Annotated in this window: 15 protein-coding genes; 7 read left to right on the forward strand and 8 right to left on the reverse strand. The window is 47.9% G+C overall.

From position 1 onward, the window contains the following. The first annotated feature begins 278 nt into the window (after nucleotides 1-278). A complete protein-coding gene (locus tag FD19_RS06855) occupies nucleotides 279-1,358 on the forward strand; it encodes a hypothetical protein (protein ID WP_056969466.1) in 1,080 nt (359 codons plus the stop codon). Nucleotides 1,359-1,451: 93 nt separating this feature from the next. On the opposite strand, the gene FD19_RS06860 is transcribed toward FD19_RS06855, so the two are convergent. Both FD19_RS06860 and FD19_RS06865 read right to left on the reverse strand, forming a co-directional pair. Continuing rightward, nucleotides 1,452-2,816: a HAMP domain-containing sensor histidine kinase gene (locus tag FD19_RS06860; RefSeq protein WP_056969467.1), complete on the reverse strand. Its 1,365-nt coding sequence runs from the start codon at nucleotides 2,814-2,816 to the stop codon at nucleotides 1,452-1,454. After that, the gene (locus FD19_RS06865; RefSeq protein WP_056969469.1) at nucleotides 2,816-3,514 is read right to left on the reverse strand and encodes a response regulator transcription factor; all 699 of its coding nucleotides are present in this window, start codon (nucleotides 3,512-3,514) and stop codon (nucleotides 2,816-2,818) included. Before FD19_RS06865 ends, FD19_RS06860 begins: the two co-directional genes overlap by 1 nt. A 177-nt stretch (nucleotides 3,515-3,691) precedes the next feature. Between FD19_RS06865 and FD19_RS06870 the strand changes: the two genes are divergently transcribed. From FD19_RS06870 to FD19_RS06895, 6 genes are all read left to right on the forward strand, one after another. Then, nucleotides 3,692-4,342, forward strand: coding sequence for an ABC transporter ATP-binding protein (locus FD19_RS06870; protein WP_054750959.1), 651 nt, complete (start codon nucleotides 3,692-3,694; stop codon nucleotides 4,340-4,342). Next, complete coding sequence (locus FD19_RS06875; RefSeq protein ID WP_054750954.1) at nucleotides 4,335-5,093, forward strand: ABC transporter permease; 759 nt, start codon at nucleotides 4,335-4,337, stop codon at nucleotides 5,091-5,093. The genes FD19_RS06870 and FD19_RS06875 overlap by 8 nt, the downstream gene beginning before the upstream one ends. Nucleotides 5,094-5,463: 370 nt before the next feature. After that, on the forward strand, nucleotides 5,464-5,994 hold the full coding sequence (locus tag FD19_RS06880) for a hypothetical protein (protein WP_054750955.1): 531 nt from the start codon (nucleotides 5,464-5,466) through the stop codon (nucleotides 5,992-5,994). A gap of 155 nt (nucleotides 5,995-6,149) precedes the next feature. Continuing rightward, nucleotides 6,150-6,827, forward strand: coding sequence for a response regulator transcription factor (locus tag FD19_RS06885; RefSeq protein ID WP_056969471.1), 678 nt, complete (start codon nucleotides 6,150-6,152; stop codon nucleotides 6,825-6,827). After that, nucleotides 6,820-7,872, forward strand: a complete 1,053-nt coding sequence (locus FD19_RS06890) for a HAMP domain-containing sensor histidine kinase (RefSeq protein WP_054750820.1) — start codon at nucleotides 6,820-6,822, stop codon at nucleotides 7,870-7,872. Before FD19_RS06885 ends, FD19_RS06890 begins: the two co-directional genes overlap by 8 nt. Nucleotides 7,873-7,961: 89 nt before the next feature. Beyond that, a complete protein-coding gene (locus FD19_RS06895) occupies nucleotides 7,962-8,375 on the forward strand; it encodes a hypothetical protein (RefSeq protein WP_054750819.1) in 414 nt (137 codons plus the stop codon). A gap of 61 nt (nucleotides 8,376-8,436) precedes the next feature. Here the strand turns inward: FD19_RS06895 and FD19_RS06900 are convergent, their stop codons facing one another. Genes FD19_RS06900 through FD19_RS06925 form a run of 6 tightly spaced genes read right to left on the reverse strand, consistent with a single transcriptional unit; the run spans nucleotide 8,437 to nucleotide 15,813 of the window. After that, complete coding sequence (locus FD19_RS06900; RefSeq protein ID WP_054750818.1) at nucleotides 8,437-9,360, reverse strand: conjugal transfer protein; 924 nt, start codon at nucleotides 9,358-9,360, stop codon at nucleotides 8,437-8,439. Then, nucleotides 9,357-9,890 carry a hypothetical protein gene (locus FD19_RS06905; RefSeq protein WP_054750817.1) on the reverse strand — a complete coding sequence of 178 codons (534 nt, stop codon included), beginning with the start codon at nucleotides 9,888-9,890 and terminating at the stop codon, nucleotides 9,357-9,359. Before FD19_RS06905 ends, FD19_RS06900 begins: the two co-directional genes overlap by 4 nt. A 9-nt stretch (nucleotides 9,891-9,899) precedes the next feature. Then, nucleotides 9,900-10,895: a bifunctional lytic transglycosylase/C40 family peptidase gene (locus FD19_RS06910; RefSeq protein WP_056969473.1), complete on the reverse strand. Its 996-nt coding sequence runs from the start codon at nucleotides 10,893-10,895 to the stop codon at nucleotides 9,900-9,902. After that, on the reverse strand, nucleotides 10,892-12,985 hold the full coding sequence (locus FD19_RS06915; protein ID WP_056969475.1) for a CD3337/EF1877 family mobilome membrane protein: 2,094 nt from the start codon (nucleotides 12,983-12,985) through the stop codon (nucleotides 10,892-10,894). The genes FD19_RS06910 and FD19_RS06915 overlap by 4 nt, the downstream gene beginning before the upstream one ends. Then, a complete protein-coding gene (gene tcpF, locus FD19_RS06920) occupies nucleotides 12,972-15,437 on the reverse strand; it encodes a conjugal transfer ATPase TcpF (protein WP_054750816.1) in 2,466 nt (821 codons plus the stop codon). Before tcpF ends, FD19_RS06915 begins: the two co-directional genes overlap by 14 nt. Beyond that, a complete protein-coding gene (locus FD19_RS06925; RefSeq protein WP_054750815.1) occupies nucleotides 15,421-15,813 on the reverse strand; it encodes a conjugal transfer protein in 393 nt (130 codons plus the stop codon). The genes tcpF and FD19_RS06925 overlap by 17 nt, the downstream gene beginning before the upstream one ends. Nucleotides 15,814-15,824: the final 11 nt, after the last annotated feature.

A 15,824-nucleotide genomic window follows, 5' to 3' on the forward strand; every position in this document is an offset into this window, starting at 1 on the left:
GAAAACTGAGGTAAAACTCAGTAAATTTCAGAACACGATTCTGAAATGCCTGTGTTAAGGGCTATGTATCTGAAAAAAATTTAGATTGTTCAAATCATAGGCCTAGAAAAACCGCTCAATTTTTTTGAGCGGCACGGGGAAAGTTGTTTGAAATCAGATTTAGCGTAAATACCTGCTAGCAAGTGTCTGTATTAAGGGTTGATAGGGGCTTTTCAATGTGAAAATTGAATATTACCGCGAGCCAACGTTTTGCTACAATGGCAGATAGAGGGTAGAAGATGAAAAAATTATGGAGCGTTTTGATTTTGTGCGGACTATTAGCTGGGTGTAGTCAAGCTAAACCTCAAGTGGCCGATGATCCAGCACATTCGGTGAGCGTTTTTGGTACGACAATCAGTCCAACGGTTGCCAACAAGCATGACTTTTATGATGCTTTGATTAAGCAGTATCCACATTTGCAATCAGCACTCGATCATGACGCGAAGCCTGAAACTTATACGATTCCAGGCTTATTAAAGACGCGCAGCTTAAATCTGGCAGGCAAGCTGGGCACTTCTACCCAGATGGACCCGCAAGGCTTGGCGGTGACCAAAAAAGACGTCATCATTTCTGCGTACAGTCGTGATAAGGCATATCATTCAGTGTTGTACTTGCTTGATAAGAAAACTGGCGCTTATAACAAACAAATAGTATTGCCCAGCACGGATCATGTCGGTGGGCTTGCCTATGACACCGTCACAGGTCGCTTGTGGGTTACGACAATGTCTAAGAAGGGTAAAGCATCTCTGTCGGCCTACGACGGTAAAACGTTGAAATATGCAGACTTTTCGCGAATCAAAAAGGCAACACCGTTTGACCATGTAGTTGCTCTCCCAGATATTCCAAGAGCAAGCTTTTTGACCTATCACAACAATGCACTGTATGTGGGCTACTTTGCTGCTAGTGGTCAAGGGACTTTCCGTAGTTACCCACTAAACGCATCGGGAATGCCACAGGTACATCAGAAAGCGGACATGGATTTACGTGGCTCAGACTTACAGGTCGGTACCTACGAAACTAATAAGCGACTCCAAGGCGCAACATTTTTCCAGGGCAAGCTATTGTTTTCGCAATCTTTTGGCGTCCATCCGTCTAATATCTTGGTATTTGACAACGATGGGCAGAAGTCCTGGTTAGACTTCGATGGGGACGATACGTTGAAGTCCATAACCATGCCACCATACTTAGAACAAATCGTGGCTGTCGGTAGTGATTTATATGTGCTATTTGAATCAGCATCAATCCATTATCGTCAAGCTGATCTGGAATTTCATGCAGATCGGGTATTAAAATTAGATTTGAAAACTTTGTTGAAATGACGAACAGCATTGAAAACTTTTCATGTTTTCAATGGAACTGTAAGTCAAAGAAACATCAAGTTCACGAAACGTGTGATCGAGCCGGTAAAATCCTTATTCATGGGGTAGCGTAAGCGTAAAAATGGTTCCTTGTGGTTCATTATCTTGGACAGTTAGCTGGCTGTTACTGAGCTTAGCAAGCTGGGTGGCAATGGCAAGTCCTAGTCCAGTCCCCACAACGGTACCACGGACGTCGGCGCTGCGGTAAAAACGTTCAAAGATATGGACTTTATCGGTTTCGCTGATCCCGCTACCTTGATCTTTGACGGAAAGCTCAGGCGTGCCATCTGTTAGCAATGATAGAGATACGTCTATCTGGCTATTTGCAGGTGAATATTTAGCCGCATTGGTGACCAAGTTGATAAGAATCTGCTCTACTGCACTAGCGTTGCCGTTGACGTAAACATTTGGTTGAATCGAAGTGACAACTTTCTGTGAGAATGTTGGCGTGATTTTTTGCATAATCGTCTGAACGGTATCACTTAGATTGAGGTGGTGTAGTTCGAGGGCGAGTCGATCGGCGCGAGAAAGTTGAAGGAGCTCATCGATCAGTTGTTGCATCTGGCGAGATTCCTCGGTGATATAGTGAACTGACTTTGCAATGATTTCGGGGTGCGATTCCCCATGACGCTCAATCAGCTGTGCATGGCTCCGGATGGTTGCAATCGGAGTGCGTAATTCATGGGCAGCGTTCATCACAAAGAGTTTCTGTTGTTCCTGACGTTCGTTCAGCATACTGAGCAGTTCATTGAAGTTACCAGCTAACTCTGTCACTTCGGAAGGGGTAGCCGGAACTGGGAGTTGCATTGCGCCAGGCTCTTTAGCAGTCGCAATTACCTGAGTCGTTTGTGACAATGCGGTCAGTGGATCAGTCAAGCGCTTAATCATACGTCGAATGTAGAATGGCGTGATGATCAACGTCAAGACTAATATCATGGCGGTAACCTGAATAACTCGTTCTAGTACAGCGAGTTGTGGTTTCATATTCTGCCACAACGTGTAGTAAATTCCACGCGCATGCACCATCCGGTGATAAAGAAATCCAATTCCCGGCCGGTAATACAGGTGTGTCAAAAATGGTATTTTGATGGGCTTAACTTCTAGCACATCGTCTGCATTTGGTGACAAATACTGTTTTACTTTGGCATCAGCGCGTTTGTTGTGCACATAGACAAAACTGGCACTGGTGTCCAGGGTGCTGTTTTTACGCCAATCTTCCCAATCATCATCACCATCGATGTTTGTTTTCTTGAGGCTTGCAGTAATGTGACTGGTGGTCGATCGTACTCCTTGAAGCAGCTGATGACCGACGGCAACAATGATCAGCAGTCCAAGTGCCAGTGTTACGACTATGATTAGCCGCATCAGGCTACGAAGCATGATTGCAGCACTTGATTGATCAGTTTTTTTCATTGGCATCACCGCTCCACTACGTTTTGTGAAAGCATATAGCCGACTCCACGTACAGTGTGAATCAGCTTTTGCCTGTCTGGAAGATCAATTTTATTTCGTAAGTTACGAACATAGACATCTAATATATTAGGCTGGCCGTCAAAATCAACACCCCACACTGTATCCAATAATTCTTCACGAGAGCACGGCTCATTCTGATTGCTGATCAATGCGATGAGTAGCTCATATTCGCGTTGTGTCAGGGGAATGATTCGGCTGTCGCGGGTAACACGTTTAGAGCCAGTGTCAACGGTTAGATCTCCGACTGTATAAGTCTTTACTGGGTTATCGGTAGATTGACGATGACGCAAGGCGACTTCAACTCTGGCAATCAATTCTTCCATCTCAAAAGGCTTCGTCACGTAGTCGTCCGCGCCGCCTGTTAGTCCAGCCACTTTATCGCCAATGTAGTCCCGTGCGGTGAGCATAATGATTGGAATTTGACTGGACTTGCGAATGCGTCGCAGTACACTGAACCCGTCTAAGTGAGGCAGCATCCAGTCTAGAATAATCAGATTAATCTGGGCTTCATCTCGGTGAAAGAGATCAAGTGCAGTTAGGCCATCATTCGCCCAAATTACGTTGAAGCCCTCCAACTCGAACTCGGTTTTCAATGAGTCGGCCAGCCCTTCTTCATCTTCGACTAGTAGTAGTGTTGTTTTCAAATTTATTTCTCCTATTTTGTTCTGCATGGTACGCAAATCATCGCCTTCAATATAAGTCATTTATGTAAAGGAAGCTACCCAGAGAAACTAAAGCAAATCTAAAGAAAACTCAGAATTCTATGTTGGTGTTCTCAAACGTCGAGGACTAAACTTATTGAAAAAAGGATAGCGATTACCATGACCTTAATTTTGACCCTTGATCAGGTGAACTATGCGCCTCAGGGGAAACCAATTCTGTCCGACATTGATCTGGCAATTAACGAGAACGCCTTTATTACTTTTACTGGGCCATCCGGTTCGGGTAAAAGTACGCTTCTGCGACTGATTGCAACATTACTGACGCCTACTAGTGGTGTGATCAAATATCAAGGTCAGCCACAAGCACAGTTGCCCAAGCCGTACTATCGCCAAGAGGTTTCATACTGCTTCCAGCAGCCAAGTCTTTTTGGCGAAACTGTGCGGGATAATCTGGCGTTTCCTTTTTCAATTCGCGATCAGCCCTGGTCTCAAAAGCGAGCAGAGCAGGCACTGGCATCAGTCGAGTTGTCAGAGACGATGATCGATGCGCCGATCACTTCGCTTTCAGGCGGAGAGAAGCAACGCGTTGCGCTGATTCGCAACTTGTTGTTTCCACCCAAGGTCTTGTTGCTAGACGAAGTGACGACAGGGCTTGATGCTGATACGAAGAACTGTGTGCATCGTCTGATTGCGAATTACCATCAGCAAGGCATGACGATTTTGATGGTGACACACGACGAAACTGAGATTGCAGCAGCGGAAACCTTGGTAGAGATTCGTGGTGGGCGTTTGGAGGCAAAGCATGAATAGTCTAATCGTTAGTCCTACTGCGCTGGCCTTTGCTGTGGTATTAGTTTTGATTGCGCTGGTCATCAACTTACGTGAAAAAATCGGTTTGGAAAGGGATATGCTAATTGGGGTCATTCGGGCAGTAGTCCAACTTACCGTAGTAGGATATGTGCTGACCTACATCATCAAGGTTGATCGTTTGTGGTTGACTGGTTTGATGGTTGCAATCATTATCTTTAATGCTGCGCTGAATGCCAACAAACGCGCCAATGGGATTCCCCATGCTTTTGCTATCAGCTTACTGGCAATTAGCACGGCGACACTGTTGACCATCGCACTGCTGGTTTTAACTCACTCGGTCCGTTTTACCCCCAGTCAGATTGTACCAGTGTCAGGCATGATCGCATCAAACTCGATGGTTGCCATCGGCTTAGCCTACCGGAGTATGAATGCGAGCTTTCATGATCAACGGCAAGGTGTGTTGGAGCGTCTGGCGTTAGGTTCAACGTTGAAACAAGCCTCAAATGCGATTGTTCGGAGCGCGATTCGCACCGGTATGGCACCGACCATCGATTCTGCTAAAACAGTTGGAATCGTCAGTCTACCGGGCATGATGTCGGGCTTAATTTTTGCGGGTGTTGATCCAACTAAGGCAATTATGTATCAGATCATGGTCACGTTCATGTTACTAGCAGCTACGAGTATCGGGAGTGTCATTGCTTGTTACCTGGCTTATCCGCAATTTTACAATGTAGACTTACAGTTACGGTAGATTCTTCAAAAATTATCATAGCCAAAGCAACACTTCGGTAATCATACGAAGTGTCTTTTTGTCTGACACAATATTTTCCAACGATTTCTATTGGAACATAAATTAACAATTTGGCAACATTTCAGCAACAAATCACTAATAGCCACAGCTTATGATGTTTTTGAATAATGAAGCTGTGGAGGATTTGACATGAATAGAGCAAAACACTCGAAATTAAATGTTGTAACATCACTGGCCGTAATTGGGAATATTGTGTTGGCAATTCTCTTCCCCGCATTCAAACACTGGAATTAGCTGTTTGAAAAAAGTTGGGATTGGTGATAACTGACTAAGCTATAATTGGTTAGTAAGCTGTATTGGAGGATTCTACTTGCTCAACATGATAATTCGCTGGTTACATTTGCCAGTCAAGGTCGAGCATCGGCGCGATCGAATCGCACTTTATGCTGCACTATCAGTTCCTGTTGGAATTTTAATGGCTGTAACGAAGCTGGTGATGGGGATAGTATTCTTCTCCAGCTGGCTTCTAATCTTCGGCCTATATTATGCGATTTTGCTGAGTGTCAAGGTCTTGTCATTGATACGCTACCGGAAAATTCGGATGAGTAACAATCCTACCAGTGCGAAAATACGGGCTGAGCAAGCTTTCTTGGTGCTTGGTGGCCTTGGATATAGCCTGATTGGGCTTGTTTTTGGGGTGTTCTGCTTTGTGATGTATCACCATGGATATGACCAGAAATTTAATCTTAATGCTGCTTTGGTGATTGCTTTGATTGGCTTCACAAAGTTGATCAGTGCCATCGTTGGCTTGGTTCGCTCAAGACACCTTCTCAGTCCATTGATTACGCTGTTAAAGGCATATAGTGTGGCCGACGGAATGACCGCTATCGTTTTAACTTAATATGCTTTGTTGACCTACCAAAAAGCCTCTGAGGTAACGACAGCAACGGGTGTGTTTGGAATGGCGATTAGTGGAGTAGTGGTCGTTGTTGGCCTCTGGATTGCATTGTTCGCCTCCCACCGTAACCTGGCGCTGCAAGAGAAAGAAGAATCATAATGCAAAAGATCTTAATTGTTGAAGATGATGAAAAGTTCAACGAAATTCTAGTCCGTACACTGATGCAGACAGGATACCAGGCAATCGGTGCGCATACGGCCAATGATGCCTACAACTTAATGTACGACCAAACATTTGATTTGATATTATCTGATATCATGATGCCGGGTATTGACGGTTATTCATTTGCTGAAACAGTTCGTCGAACTGATCCCGCAATCCCGATTCTCTTTATTACAGCACGTGACGATATTGCATCGAAAGAAAAGGGCTTCAACATTGGCATTGATGACTATATGATCAAAACGATTCAACTTGACGAACTAAAGTTACGCGTTCATGCGCTGCTTCGACGTGCAAATATTGGTAAGACCAATCAGCTAACTGTCGGTAATGTGACGTTGGATCAAGAGGCACGAGTAGCACTGCTTAGTGGCAAAGAGGTTCCGTTGACCGTACGAGAATTCAACCTTTTAAGCAAGTTTCTTGAATACCCTAACCATGCTTTTTCTCGTGCTGAACTAATCAATGAGTTTTGGGATCTTGACAGTGAAACTTCATTACGGTCAGTAGATGTTTATATCACGAAACTTCGAGATAAGTTTTCTATGGCAGACGGCTTCGCAATCAAGACGGTACATGGATTAGGGTACAAAGGAGTCTTGACTAATGGGTAAACGAAAAGCTCATTTTCGAGTCCACGCAACAAGTTTCTCTTGGGTAGAACTTACAACCTTATTTTTGGGATTTGGTTTATTAGCGGCAGTACCGGGGCTCGCGTATAGCCAGGATTGGCGCGATGTCTTATCCCCATACGCGGGCTGGTATCTGCTTTATTGTTTGATTGTTGCAGTTGGGTTTGCCCTACTGGCATCGTGGCAACGCTATCGTACTTTCGACAAACCGTTAAGAGCATTGAGTACTGCTGCGGAGAGAGTTGCCAGTGGTGATTACTCGGTATACTTACAACCGGTACATCGACCAGAAAGATATGACTATCTGGATGCCATGTTTGCGAACTTTAACACTATGGTCGCAGAGCTAAATTCAATCGAAACATTACGTGGGGATTTCGTTGCAAATGTATCTCACGAATTTAAGCGACCGCTGGCAATCATCAGAAGCTATTCAGAAGCATTGCAACAATCCGATCTGGAAGCGACAACTCGTGCTACCTATCTAGCTACAATCAACACTGCCGCTACTGACTTAGCCGAACTGGTTTCAAATATATTGCGACTGAATAAACTGGAAACTCAAATCTCGCAACCCGAACACCAATCATTCGATTTAGTAGAACAGCTTACTCAGGTAATTTTTGCCAGTGATCCACTACTTGAATCATACAACTTGGAACTCGAAGTAGATATGCCAGAGAGGCTTCAAATAATTGGTGATCCCGATTTACTGAAAGTAGTTTGGAACAATCTATTGGCGAATGCCATTAAATTTACACCTGACAATGGTTCAATTCACCTGAATGTTTCCAATCAGCATGAGCATGTGACGGTAAGCATTTCTGATACTGGTATTGGAATGAATGATCAAACGCGTGCACACATGTTTCAGAAGTTCTATCAGGGTGATCGTTCTCATGCTGAGCTTGGCAACGGACTGGGACTTGCAATGGTCGCACAAATCTTGAAATTAGTCGAAGGACAGCTCGAAGTTCAAAGTGAGTTAGGCCAGGGCAGCACTTTTACAATCAGACTTCCTCGATAATTTGAAATCGAATATAAAATAAAATTGCAATCCCCCATCAGTATCTGGTATCCTCAAGCTCCAATACGAAATGGAGGGGGCAGTTGTTAATGATTGGGTCATTTATTTCAACGGTTAATAATGGATTAGATAGCTTTATTGACTTCTTTTCGAATGCGATTGGCGGACTACTTGTTATGCTGGTGACGGTTATCAGTGATGCGGTTAGCGTACTGTGGTGGCACGTTCTATCCCCATTCTTCATGCAGGACTGGGTGATGATCACAGTAACCTTGCTAGTCTGTGCGTTGGCATATTTCGCGTTGCCACTGTGCTTGTGGTTCTTCTATTCAATCATGCGAGTGGTCATGATACTGGCGATTGCTACGTTAGCTATCTTCATCATATTTCAAATTGGTAGAGTGCTTACTAAAATTGCGATCTTAGCTCTCGTCTTCGGCTACCTGCCTTATCTAGTTATTCGTAAAGTGCGCAGACGCAACGCTGGTACACAACCAGAATAACGACAATACCCGGCACGACCTGCCACGCTAGTTTCAGCGTGAAGGTCGTGCCGGGTATTTTTTAGATGCCGTCAGTGATTATCCAGTTGTTGCTCTGCTTGGAGAGGTTCAGGGTGTATTGCGAGACTTGGCTCATATCGGTGTCAGTGTCGAGATACTTCACAGATAAAGTGACAGTCAGACCGCGCTTGGTCTGCTTAAAGACTGGATCTAGAAGTTCTACAAACTTGAGATTCCGTTCGATAGGCCGTGTCCCTTCCTTGACGTAGTACTTGAGTTCGTTGCGGTCACTTTGCGGGTACAGGGTGAAGAAGGTTTTGAGAAACTTGGTTACCTCATCTGCGGTGCTGCTGGCTACTGTGTTATCGGACTGGGTGTCCGGCAGCTTGATCCGAGCTGTTGCTGGCTCCGCAGCGATGGTTGGGTTCTTGGTGACCACCATATCGCCGTTGTCATTTTGCATGACGTTAATGGTGTAAGTGCTAATCACGGTTTTCTTGTCTTTGCCCTTGGTGAGGTCTTGCTTCACCGTAAATAGTACGTGGAACGTGTCCTTGGCCGCCTTGCTCACGTCCCAGATCTTGACCTCACTCACTGTGGCCGTGGTGGGAATGTCACTACGCACCGTATCTGCGTTCAGCGATTGCAGTTGCTCCACAAGATACGGCTGCAAGGCTTTCTGCCGTTGATCGAGGGCTTCATGGCTTGGCTGCCACGAGTAGTAGAGCTTAGCGAAGTCGGTGGTGAAGGTCGCCAAGGCGTGTGTATCGATCACCTTGTTCTTGATCACTTGAACTTCGTGCACCGTATGGGTTTCGATAGCGGTCATGTTCTTGTAGACACCGAAGCTGGTGCTGCCGATCAACACCGACCAGCAAAGTAGTGTGACTGGACGGCGCAAGCCACGGTGCTTGATTTTAGGCGGCTTTGGGGCGGCTGGCTTCTTCTTGAACCAGCCGTTCTTTTGGGTTTTGTCTTTACTCAAGGTTCGTTCACCTTGTCCTTTCTAATTTCGTAGCAGCGGTAAAAATCATCGTAAATATCGAGAAAACGCACGAATAGGCGTTGCAGCGAGATTCGCTTGTAGCCCTCATAGTCGGTTTCGATATACTGACCGAGTTCACGGTCGTTGTTGAAATATTCTTCGGCCAAGTAGCGCTCGCGGTCGAGGATATACTTGCGGTCTTCCGGGGCGAAGACCTTGCCCTTGAGCCATCGATCAACGGCCACTTCATGCGCAACGGCGAGGCGATACTCGCGTCGGTGCCCGTATTCCATCTCCGGCATTCGGTCAACGAAGCGGTCGAGAACGTGGCACAGGTCGTCAGTATTGGGCAAGCGTTGTTTGAAGAACTTGATGCGTTCCCACTCACCTGACGCAAAGTCGAGTTCCTTGTTGCGTGGTGCGCGGTTGTCACCAAATTTGAGATCGACGTGCGCCTTTTGCAGCGCATCGTCATAGGTGTTGGTGATGAGATCCATCCAGTCAAAGTAGCCGATACCGTTTTGATCCATCGTCTTCACCTACTTCTTTACACGCCCAGCGCCGATCAGGTGGGCTTGCCAGTAACTTGAATTCAAGTCAGCGTAGCCAAGTGGATCGCCAGCGTTGTACATTTTCATGCCACCGACATAGATGCCAACGTGGGTCACATAGTCGGCAGTATCGTAGGTCGAATGAAAGAACACGAGGTCGCCGGGCTTGGTATCCTTGATGTTCAGGTGTGCCGTGGCGTCGTATTGTGCTTGGGCGGTACGGGGAAGTTTGATCCCGGCTTTGCCGTAGCACCAACTGGTCAGCCCGGAACAGTCGAATCCCGTTGTTGGCGTTGAGCCACCGAAGACATACCGGGTGCCTTGATACTTGAGTGCTTCGTCCATGATGGCTTGTACCGTTTTGTCGTCGAATTTCGCACCACCAGTGACAAGGTATTGCGAGATGACCGACACGTAATACATGTTCCCATAGGCATAGCGCCAACCATCCTTAGCAACCGCGTTGGTATAGGTGACTTTCTTGCCACCAGACTTCTCTTTGGCAAACGCCGTCGCTAGCGCCAGCGTGTACTTTTTGCCGTGCTTAGCAACGTAGTCAATAAAGCCGCCACCATAGTTGTAGCTTTGAATGGCGGTATTGAGATCCACCCCCGCCGCCTTCATGCTTTTCAGCAGCGACGCGAAATACTTCACGCCTTGCTTGATTGACGCTTCGGTATCTAGCGTATTGACCGGTAGTCCCAGCGATTCACTGGCTTGCATCACGTCGCCGCCCTTACCGCCAGATTCAACCTGCATGATGGCGAGTATCACCATCACTTGGTCTGAAATGCCAAACTCTTTGCAATACTTTTCGACCGTCAGCTTATGCTTGTAGACTTCAGCGGATAAGTTCATTGCGTCGGCTGTGATCGCAGAGGCAGGCTGGTCTTCGTCATCATCAGAGGCAATGACCGCAAAAAACAGACCGCCAATCAACAGTATTGGGAGTGCGGCGAGAGCTAACCAGCGCCAGAGTTTCATCGCTTCTTATGCCCCTTAGCCTTTTTGATCCGCTGTGGCTTTGGGTTGCGTGGCTTAGCTGGCTTTTCGGAAACGAGGGTCAGTGGTTTCTTGGTTTTAACCGTTGGCGGAGTGGGTTCTTGGTGCGGTGTGATTGTGGGTTCTGCTTGCGGCTTCGTGACTGGACGTGGAGGCCGAGTTGATGTTGGCTTCGTGGCAGCACGCTTAGGTTGCCCACTGGTATCAGTTTGTTCGGGCTTGGGCTTGGTAGGTGTGGCAGTCGTTGGCTTACGAGTTGGTTCAACCGGCGGCTTGGTAGCCGTTGGTTTTGGTTTTTCAGGATCAGCTTTAGGCTTGATTGCGAGCTTGCGTTCTTGCATTTGCTTACGCCGCTGCTCAAGCTGTTTGTCGCGTTCCTGCTGATTGGCCTCACGCCGCCCCTTGAAGCTGTCCTTCGCAGTTTCGGCGGCCTCCTTAGTCAGTTGCTTACCACGATGCAGACCATATAAAACGTTGGTTGGTGCGTCCTTCACCTGATCAAGGCCACGTTTAGTCTTGTCCTTGAGCTTGTTGCCGACATCAGATACATCGGCAAGTTTCTCACCCAGTCGTTGGCTGCGTGGCTTCTTGGGTTGTTGCGGTTTGGTAGCGTCCGCAGTCTGTTCGCGTTGCGTTCCTGTCGGGAGCTGTGGTGTTCCACGCCCCTTGCCATAGCCCCGCGACAAGAAGCGTCCGGCCATTGCGCCACCCATGGCACTACCGACGAACTGTCGTAGCATGCGGTTCCCACGACGCGAGAAGCGTTGTGTGCCTTGCTGGGCGTCAGAGCTGTGTAGCTGCATCATGCCCATCAAGTCGCCGAGCTTCATCCAGATTCCGGCAAAGATGGTGACTTGCAGGAAGGCCACGAGGAAGAACGGTGAGGTGGCCGATAATCCGTAGACCATTACCGATAGCGAGAACGCCATCGTGATCACCAGCGTCACGCCAACTCGCGTCATGATCGTGTTGAACAGCTTCATAATGTTTTGCTTCATCAATCCGTTAAAGGACGGTAGCATTGCAAGTAAGAATGACACTGGCAGGAACGTCGCGTAGATGATAAAGAGTATCTGGCTGAACAGCATCATCGCGGTCAGGAAGAAGACAAACAAGGTGATCGCTACGTTGAACAAGACAACAAAGGTCGTGGTGCCAAGGCGATTGATCGTCATGGTTGGCGAGAGGTTCTCGTTGTCATTGTCTTCAATTTCAGCTTTCACTACGTCGGTACGGGTTTTACCCTTGTCGCCAAACGGATCGGTCTTCATCAACGTGTTCACACGGTCTTTGCCAACGTTATCATCGTCGCTGTCGCCAAACTGCAAAAGTGTCCACGGCTGCTTCACCTGAATTTCAAAGAGCGTGTCACGGATCGCATCGACGCCTGACTTATCGGTGGCCGTGTCAGTCCCCATGATCATCTTGGAGCCGGTGTTGAGCGCACTCGTACTGATGTCGCTACTGAACTCGTTGATCTTGCTGACGTAATCTGGTGCGTAGGCGATAAAGCTGGCTGACGTGATGAAAATCACCACGAAGTTGACAATCGCTGAAATAGCTTTCGAGGTTTCGCGCTTGATGATGCCGGTATAGGCGACATAGATGCCGACAACCAGCGTAATCATCAGGAGCAGTCCCGGATAGAACCCATCTGTGGTGAAGCCGTCTTTTGATACCCCCGCCAAGAGCTGCATGTTCTTCCCAATCGCGTCAGACGTATCTTTGATGAAGTCCAGCGAGTAGGCTTGCTGAATCAGATAGCCCGCAGCATTTGACAGGTAGACAGAAAGTGTCCACAAGAAGTTGGTGATGGCATACAGACCATAGCTTACAGACTTGCCAATGCCGTCTCCCCAGTTCCACGGTAGCCAGTCCCAACTTGTATCAACGAAATAGTCGAGTTGATAGTGTGACAACGGATACTTGGAATACTCGTTAGAGCCGCCAGACTGATCGTCTACCAATCCGGCAGCGTGTACCGGCTGACCGCCAGTAAGCACCAGCACCAACATGAATGCTGCGACAACACCGAGGAACAGCAGAAGCCGCCGACGGTTAGCTTTCGTCATCTGCGATCACCTCCACGGGTTTCGGTGGCCGAGTGTCGAATGCGTGATGCAGGTGTTCAAAGATATAGTCAAAGTGCAGCACGCCGACGTGTCCCCAGATGTCTTGGAACAGACACTCCCCATTATCTAGCGAGCGGAGCCGGTTCTGATTGCCTTCGTCTTCGGCGTCGAGGCCAAAGAAGTTCAAGGTGTTCTTGATTTCCGTGATGTCCGTGCTGCGGAAGGCGAACTTCTGCGCGATATTGTTCTTCATCTTTTCGTCGAGCAAGTCGTCTGCATTTTGAGTGACGAGGTAGACCCCGGCATTCATCGAACGACCTTCACGAATCAGTTTCATGGACAATGCCTTACCCTGTGCCACGTTCAAGAAAGCCCAGGCTTCGTCCAAGTCCACAATTTTGAACTGGGCGCGGTCTTGGTGAATGAAGTCAATCGCGAACGTGCTGATTATCATGAGCATGGCGACGGATAACATTTCCGCAGTGATGTATTCTTCCTGCGTCTTGTCGGCGTCTGGCAGTACTAAGTCTGCGATTTGCACGATGTTGATCTTCCGGTCAAGCGCGATTGTCCGCCGCGCCGTTCCGTCAGAGAACAACAATGCCGCAAAGTCATAGTCCGTAAAGGATTCGATGTGATCGGCAATGTTGCGTGCAATCGGCGTGTCTTCACGGCGGAGTTCATCAATGACTTTCAAAAGTCCCGGTTCGGGCGCTTGTGTTACCGCACGAATCGCCTTTCGCAATGTTGGAAAGCGGGCGGCATCCCGGCTTGAGATGCCAGTGAGGAAAGTCAGGGTATCAACGGCCAACGATTCCGAATCTTTCAAGTTGGACAAGATGATATAAGGATCAAGCAACCCACGGTTTTGTTCCTCACTGGTCAGGTTGACGATATTGATTTCGTTTTCCATAAAGTCGAGGTTCTCTGCCCAGCCGGTACGTTCCGACTTTGGATCAAGAATCAGTGCCTGTGCCCCGTAGAGCACGGCATAGTAGACGAGCAAGTTATTGGAGAATGACTTCCCACCACCCAACGAGCCGAGGAAGGCGGCGGATAAGGCATTGGTAACGGTGCCCTTAATACCTTGCGCGGCAATATCTGGTTGCAAGTAGACGTTGCGTCCAGTGTCCACGTTATACCCGATGTAGATACCTTCCTTTTCGCCGAGGGATTGCGTCGCACCAAAGCCTAGTGAGGCAATGAAGTCGCTAGTCACGTATTGGATATAGTCGTTGATGTAGCGCTTTGAGGCAGGGATAAACTCACTGTGAAGCCCCAGCATATCGCCAAACGGTCGCACGGGCTTGATGTTGAGGCTGTCATAGAAGTCGAGTAGCTGATCGGCGCGGCGCTTCATTTCGTCTTCGGATCGCCCAGCGACGCGAATGACGTAGCTGATTTTATACATCGCGTCCTTGGTCTGATCAAGATTGCTTTCTAGCTCATCAACTGAATCCAAGGCGTCGCTGACGCCGCGTGTGGTTTCGTTGCCGGACTGATAGGCGTGTTCGTCCAAGTCCTTGAGTTCCTTCTTCTTGTTGCGTACCTTGGTCAGAGCCTTCTTGTTTGTCACAATCTCTACGTTCAAGCTGGTGTCGATTGGAAAATCGAACTGGCTTTGTTGGAAATAAAAGATTTCACTGCCGGGAAATTCGAGTTCACCCACGATGTCGGAAAGTGTCAGGTACGTTACGTAACTGCTATCCAGCCCGTGGGTGATCTTGATTGAGCGTTGGTGCTGCTCAATCAGTGAGCGGGTTGGCTTGATCAAGTCGTAGCGCTTGATGATTGTGTCGCGCTTAGACTTTTTGCGGGGCAAGTGATACTCATAATCATCGTAATCTTGCCCAGTCATACCGTAGAGATGTTCGAGGAGGTAGCCAAAGTCGTTCTTGTCCAGTGGACGAACTTTGAAGCGCCGACCGATCTTCTCGGCGAGAAACTTTGCGGACTTGGCGTAGCGTTCCACCTCTGCGTTGTTCATGGTGAAGAAGTCACCAGCAAACGTTGTGTTGAACTCGGCGAAGAAGTCCCGAATGCCCAAGGACATATCCTTGAAGATAGACTTGGCGGTAACCTCTGCGTTGTTCAGCAGCAGCTTAAAGCCGATGAAGAAGCGGTAGTCCACTTGGTTGTCACCGACGTTTTCGGTCAATGCTTCGGCTTGGCCGTCGATGTGCTGGAAGGCGATGTCTTTAAGCGTTCCCTTGACCAACTTCTTCGAGCGGTCGAGAGTGTCTCGAACACTGGCCTCGGTGGCGAGCTGCAATAAATGGAGCTTGCCGTCACGGTTTTGGGAGATCAACTGCCGAAAGTTCTCATGGACTTGTTGCTTCTGTTCGGGGCTTAGAAACGAGTAGTTGTATGGAATCAATTCAAAATAGGCGAAGCACTCGCCGTCAGTGTTCCAGACGAGATTGTCTTCGATATACTTAATTGGAAATTTCATTGTGGTACCTCCAAACGTAGGTCACAGCAGCGGTTTGTTTCTCTTTTTGCGACTTCACGGCTTTGCCAGCATAGGTGAGCTTCGGGGTAATGGCGTAGTTGATCACCGACCGCAAGAATCCCATTGGCTTCTTGTTGTCGAAGGTCTTCTGGCTCATGAACCACGTTAGCCCAGCCGGAATGCCGACGTACTTGAGAAACGCGCCGTCAATGAATGACAGAGGCGGCAAGTCGCCCAGCAGCATGACCGCAAACAGACTGACGATGAACCACGTCATTTGCGTAAACGTGATCGGAAACGGTAGTTGCAGGTCATTGATGGCGTACAGCACCTTTTCCACTGACCAGATGCTGGTGTAGGATCTGACTTTCTTCATGTGATCTCCTT

This window comes from Lacticaseibacillus thailandensis DSM 22698 = JCM 13996, assembly GCF_001436135.1.
Taxonomy (GTDB): Bacteria; Bacillota; Bacilli; order Lactobacillales; family Lactobacillaceae; genus Lacticaseibacillus; species Lacticaseibacillus thailandensis.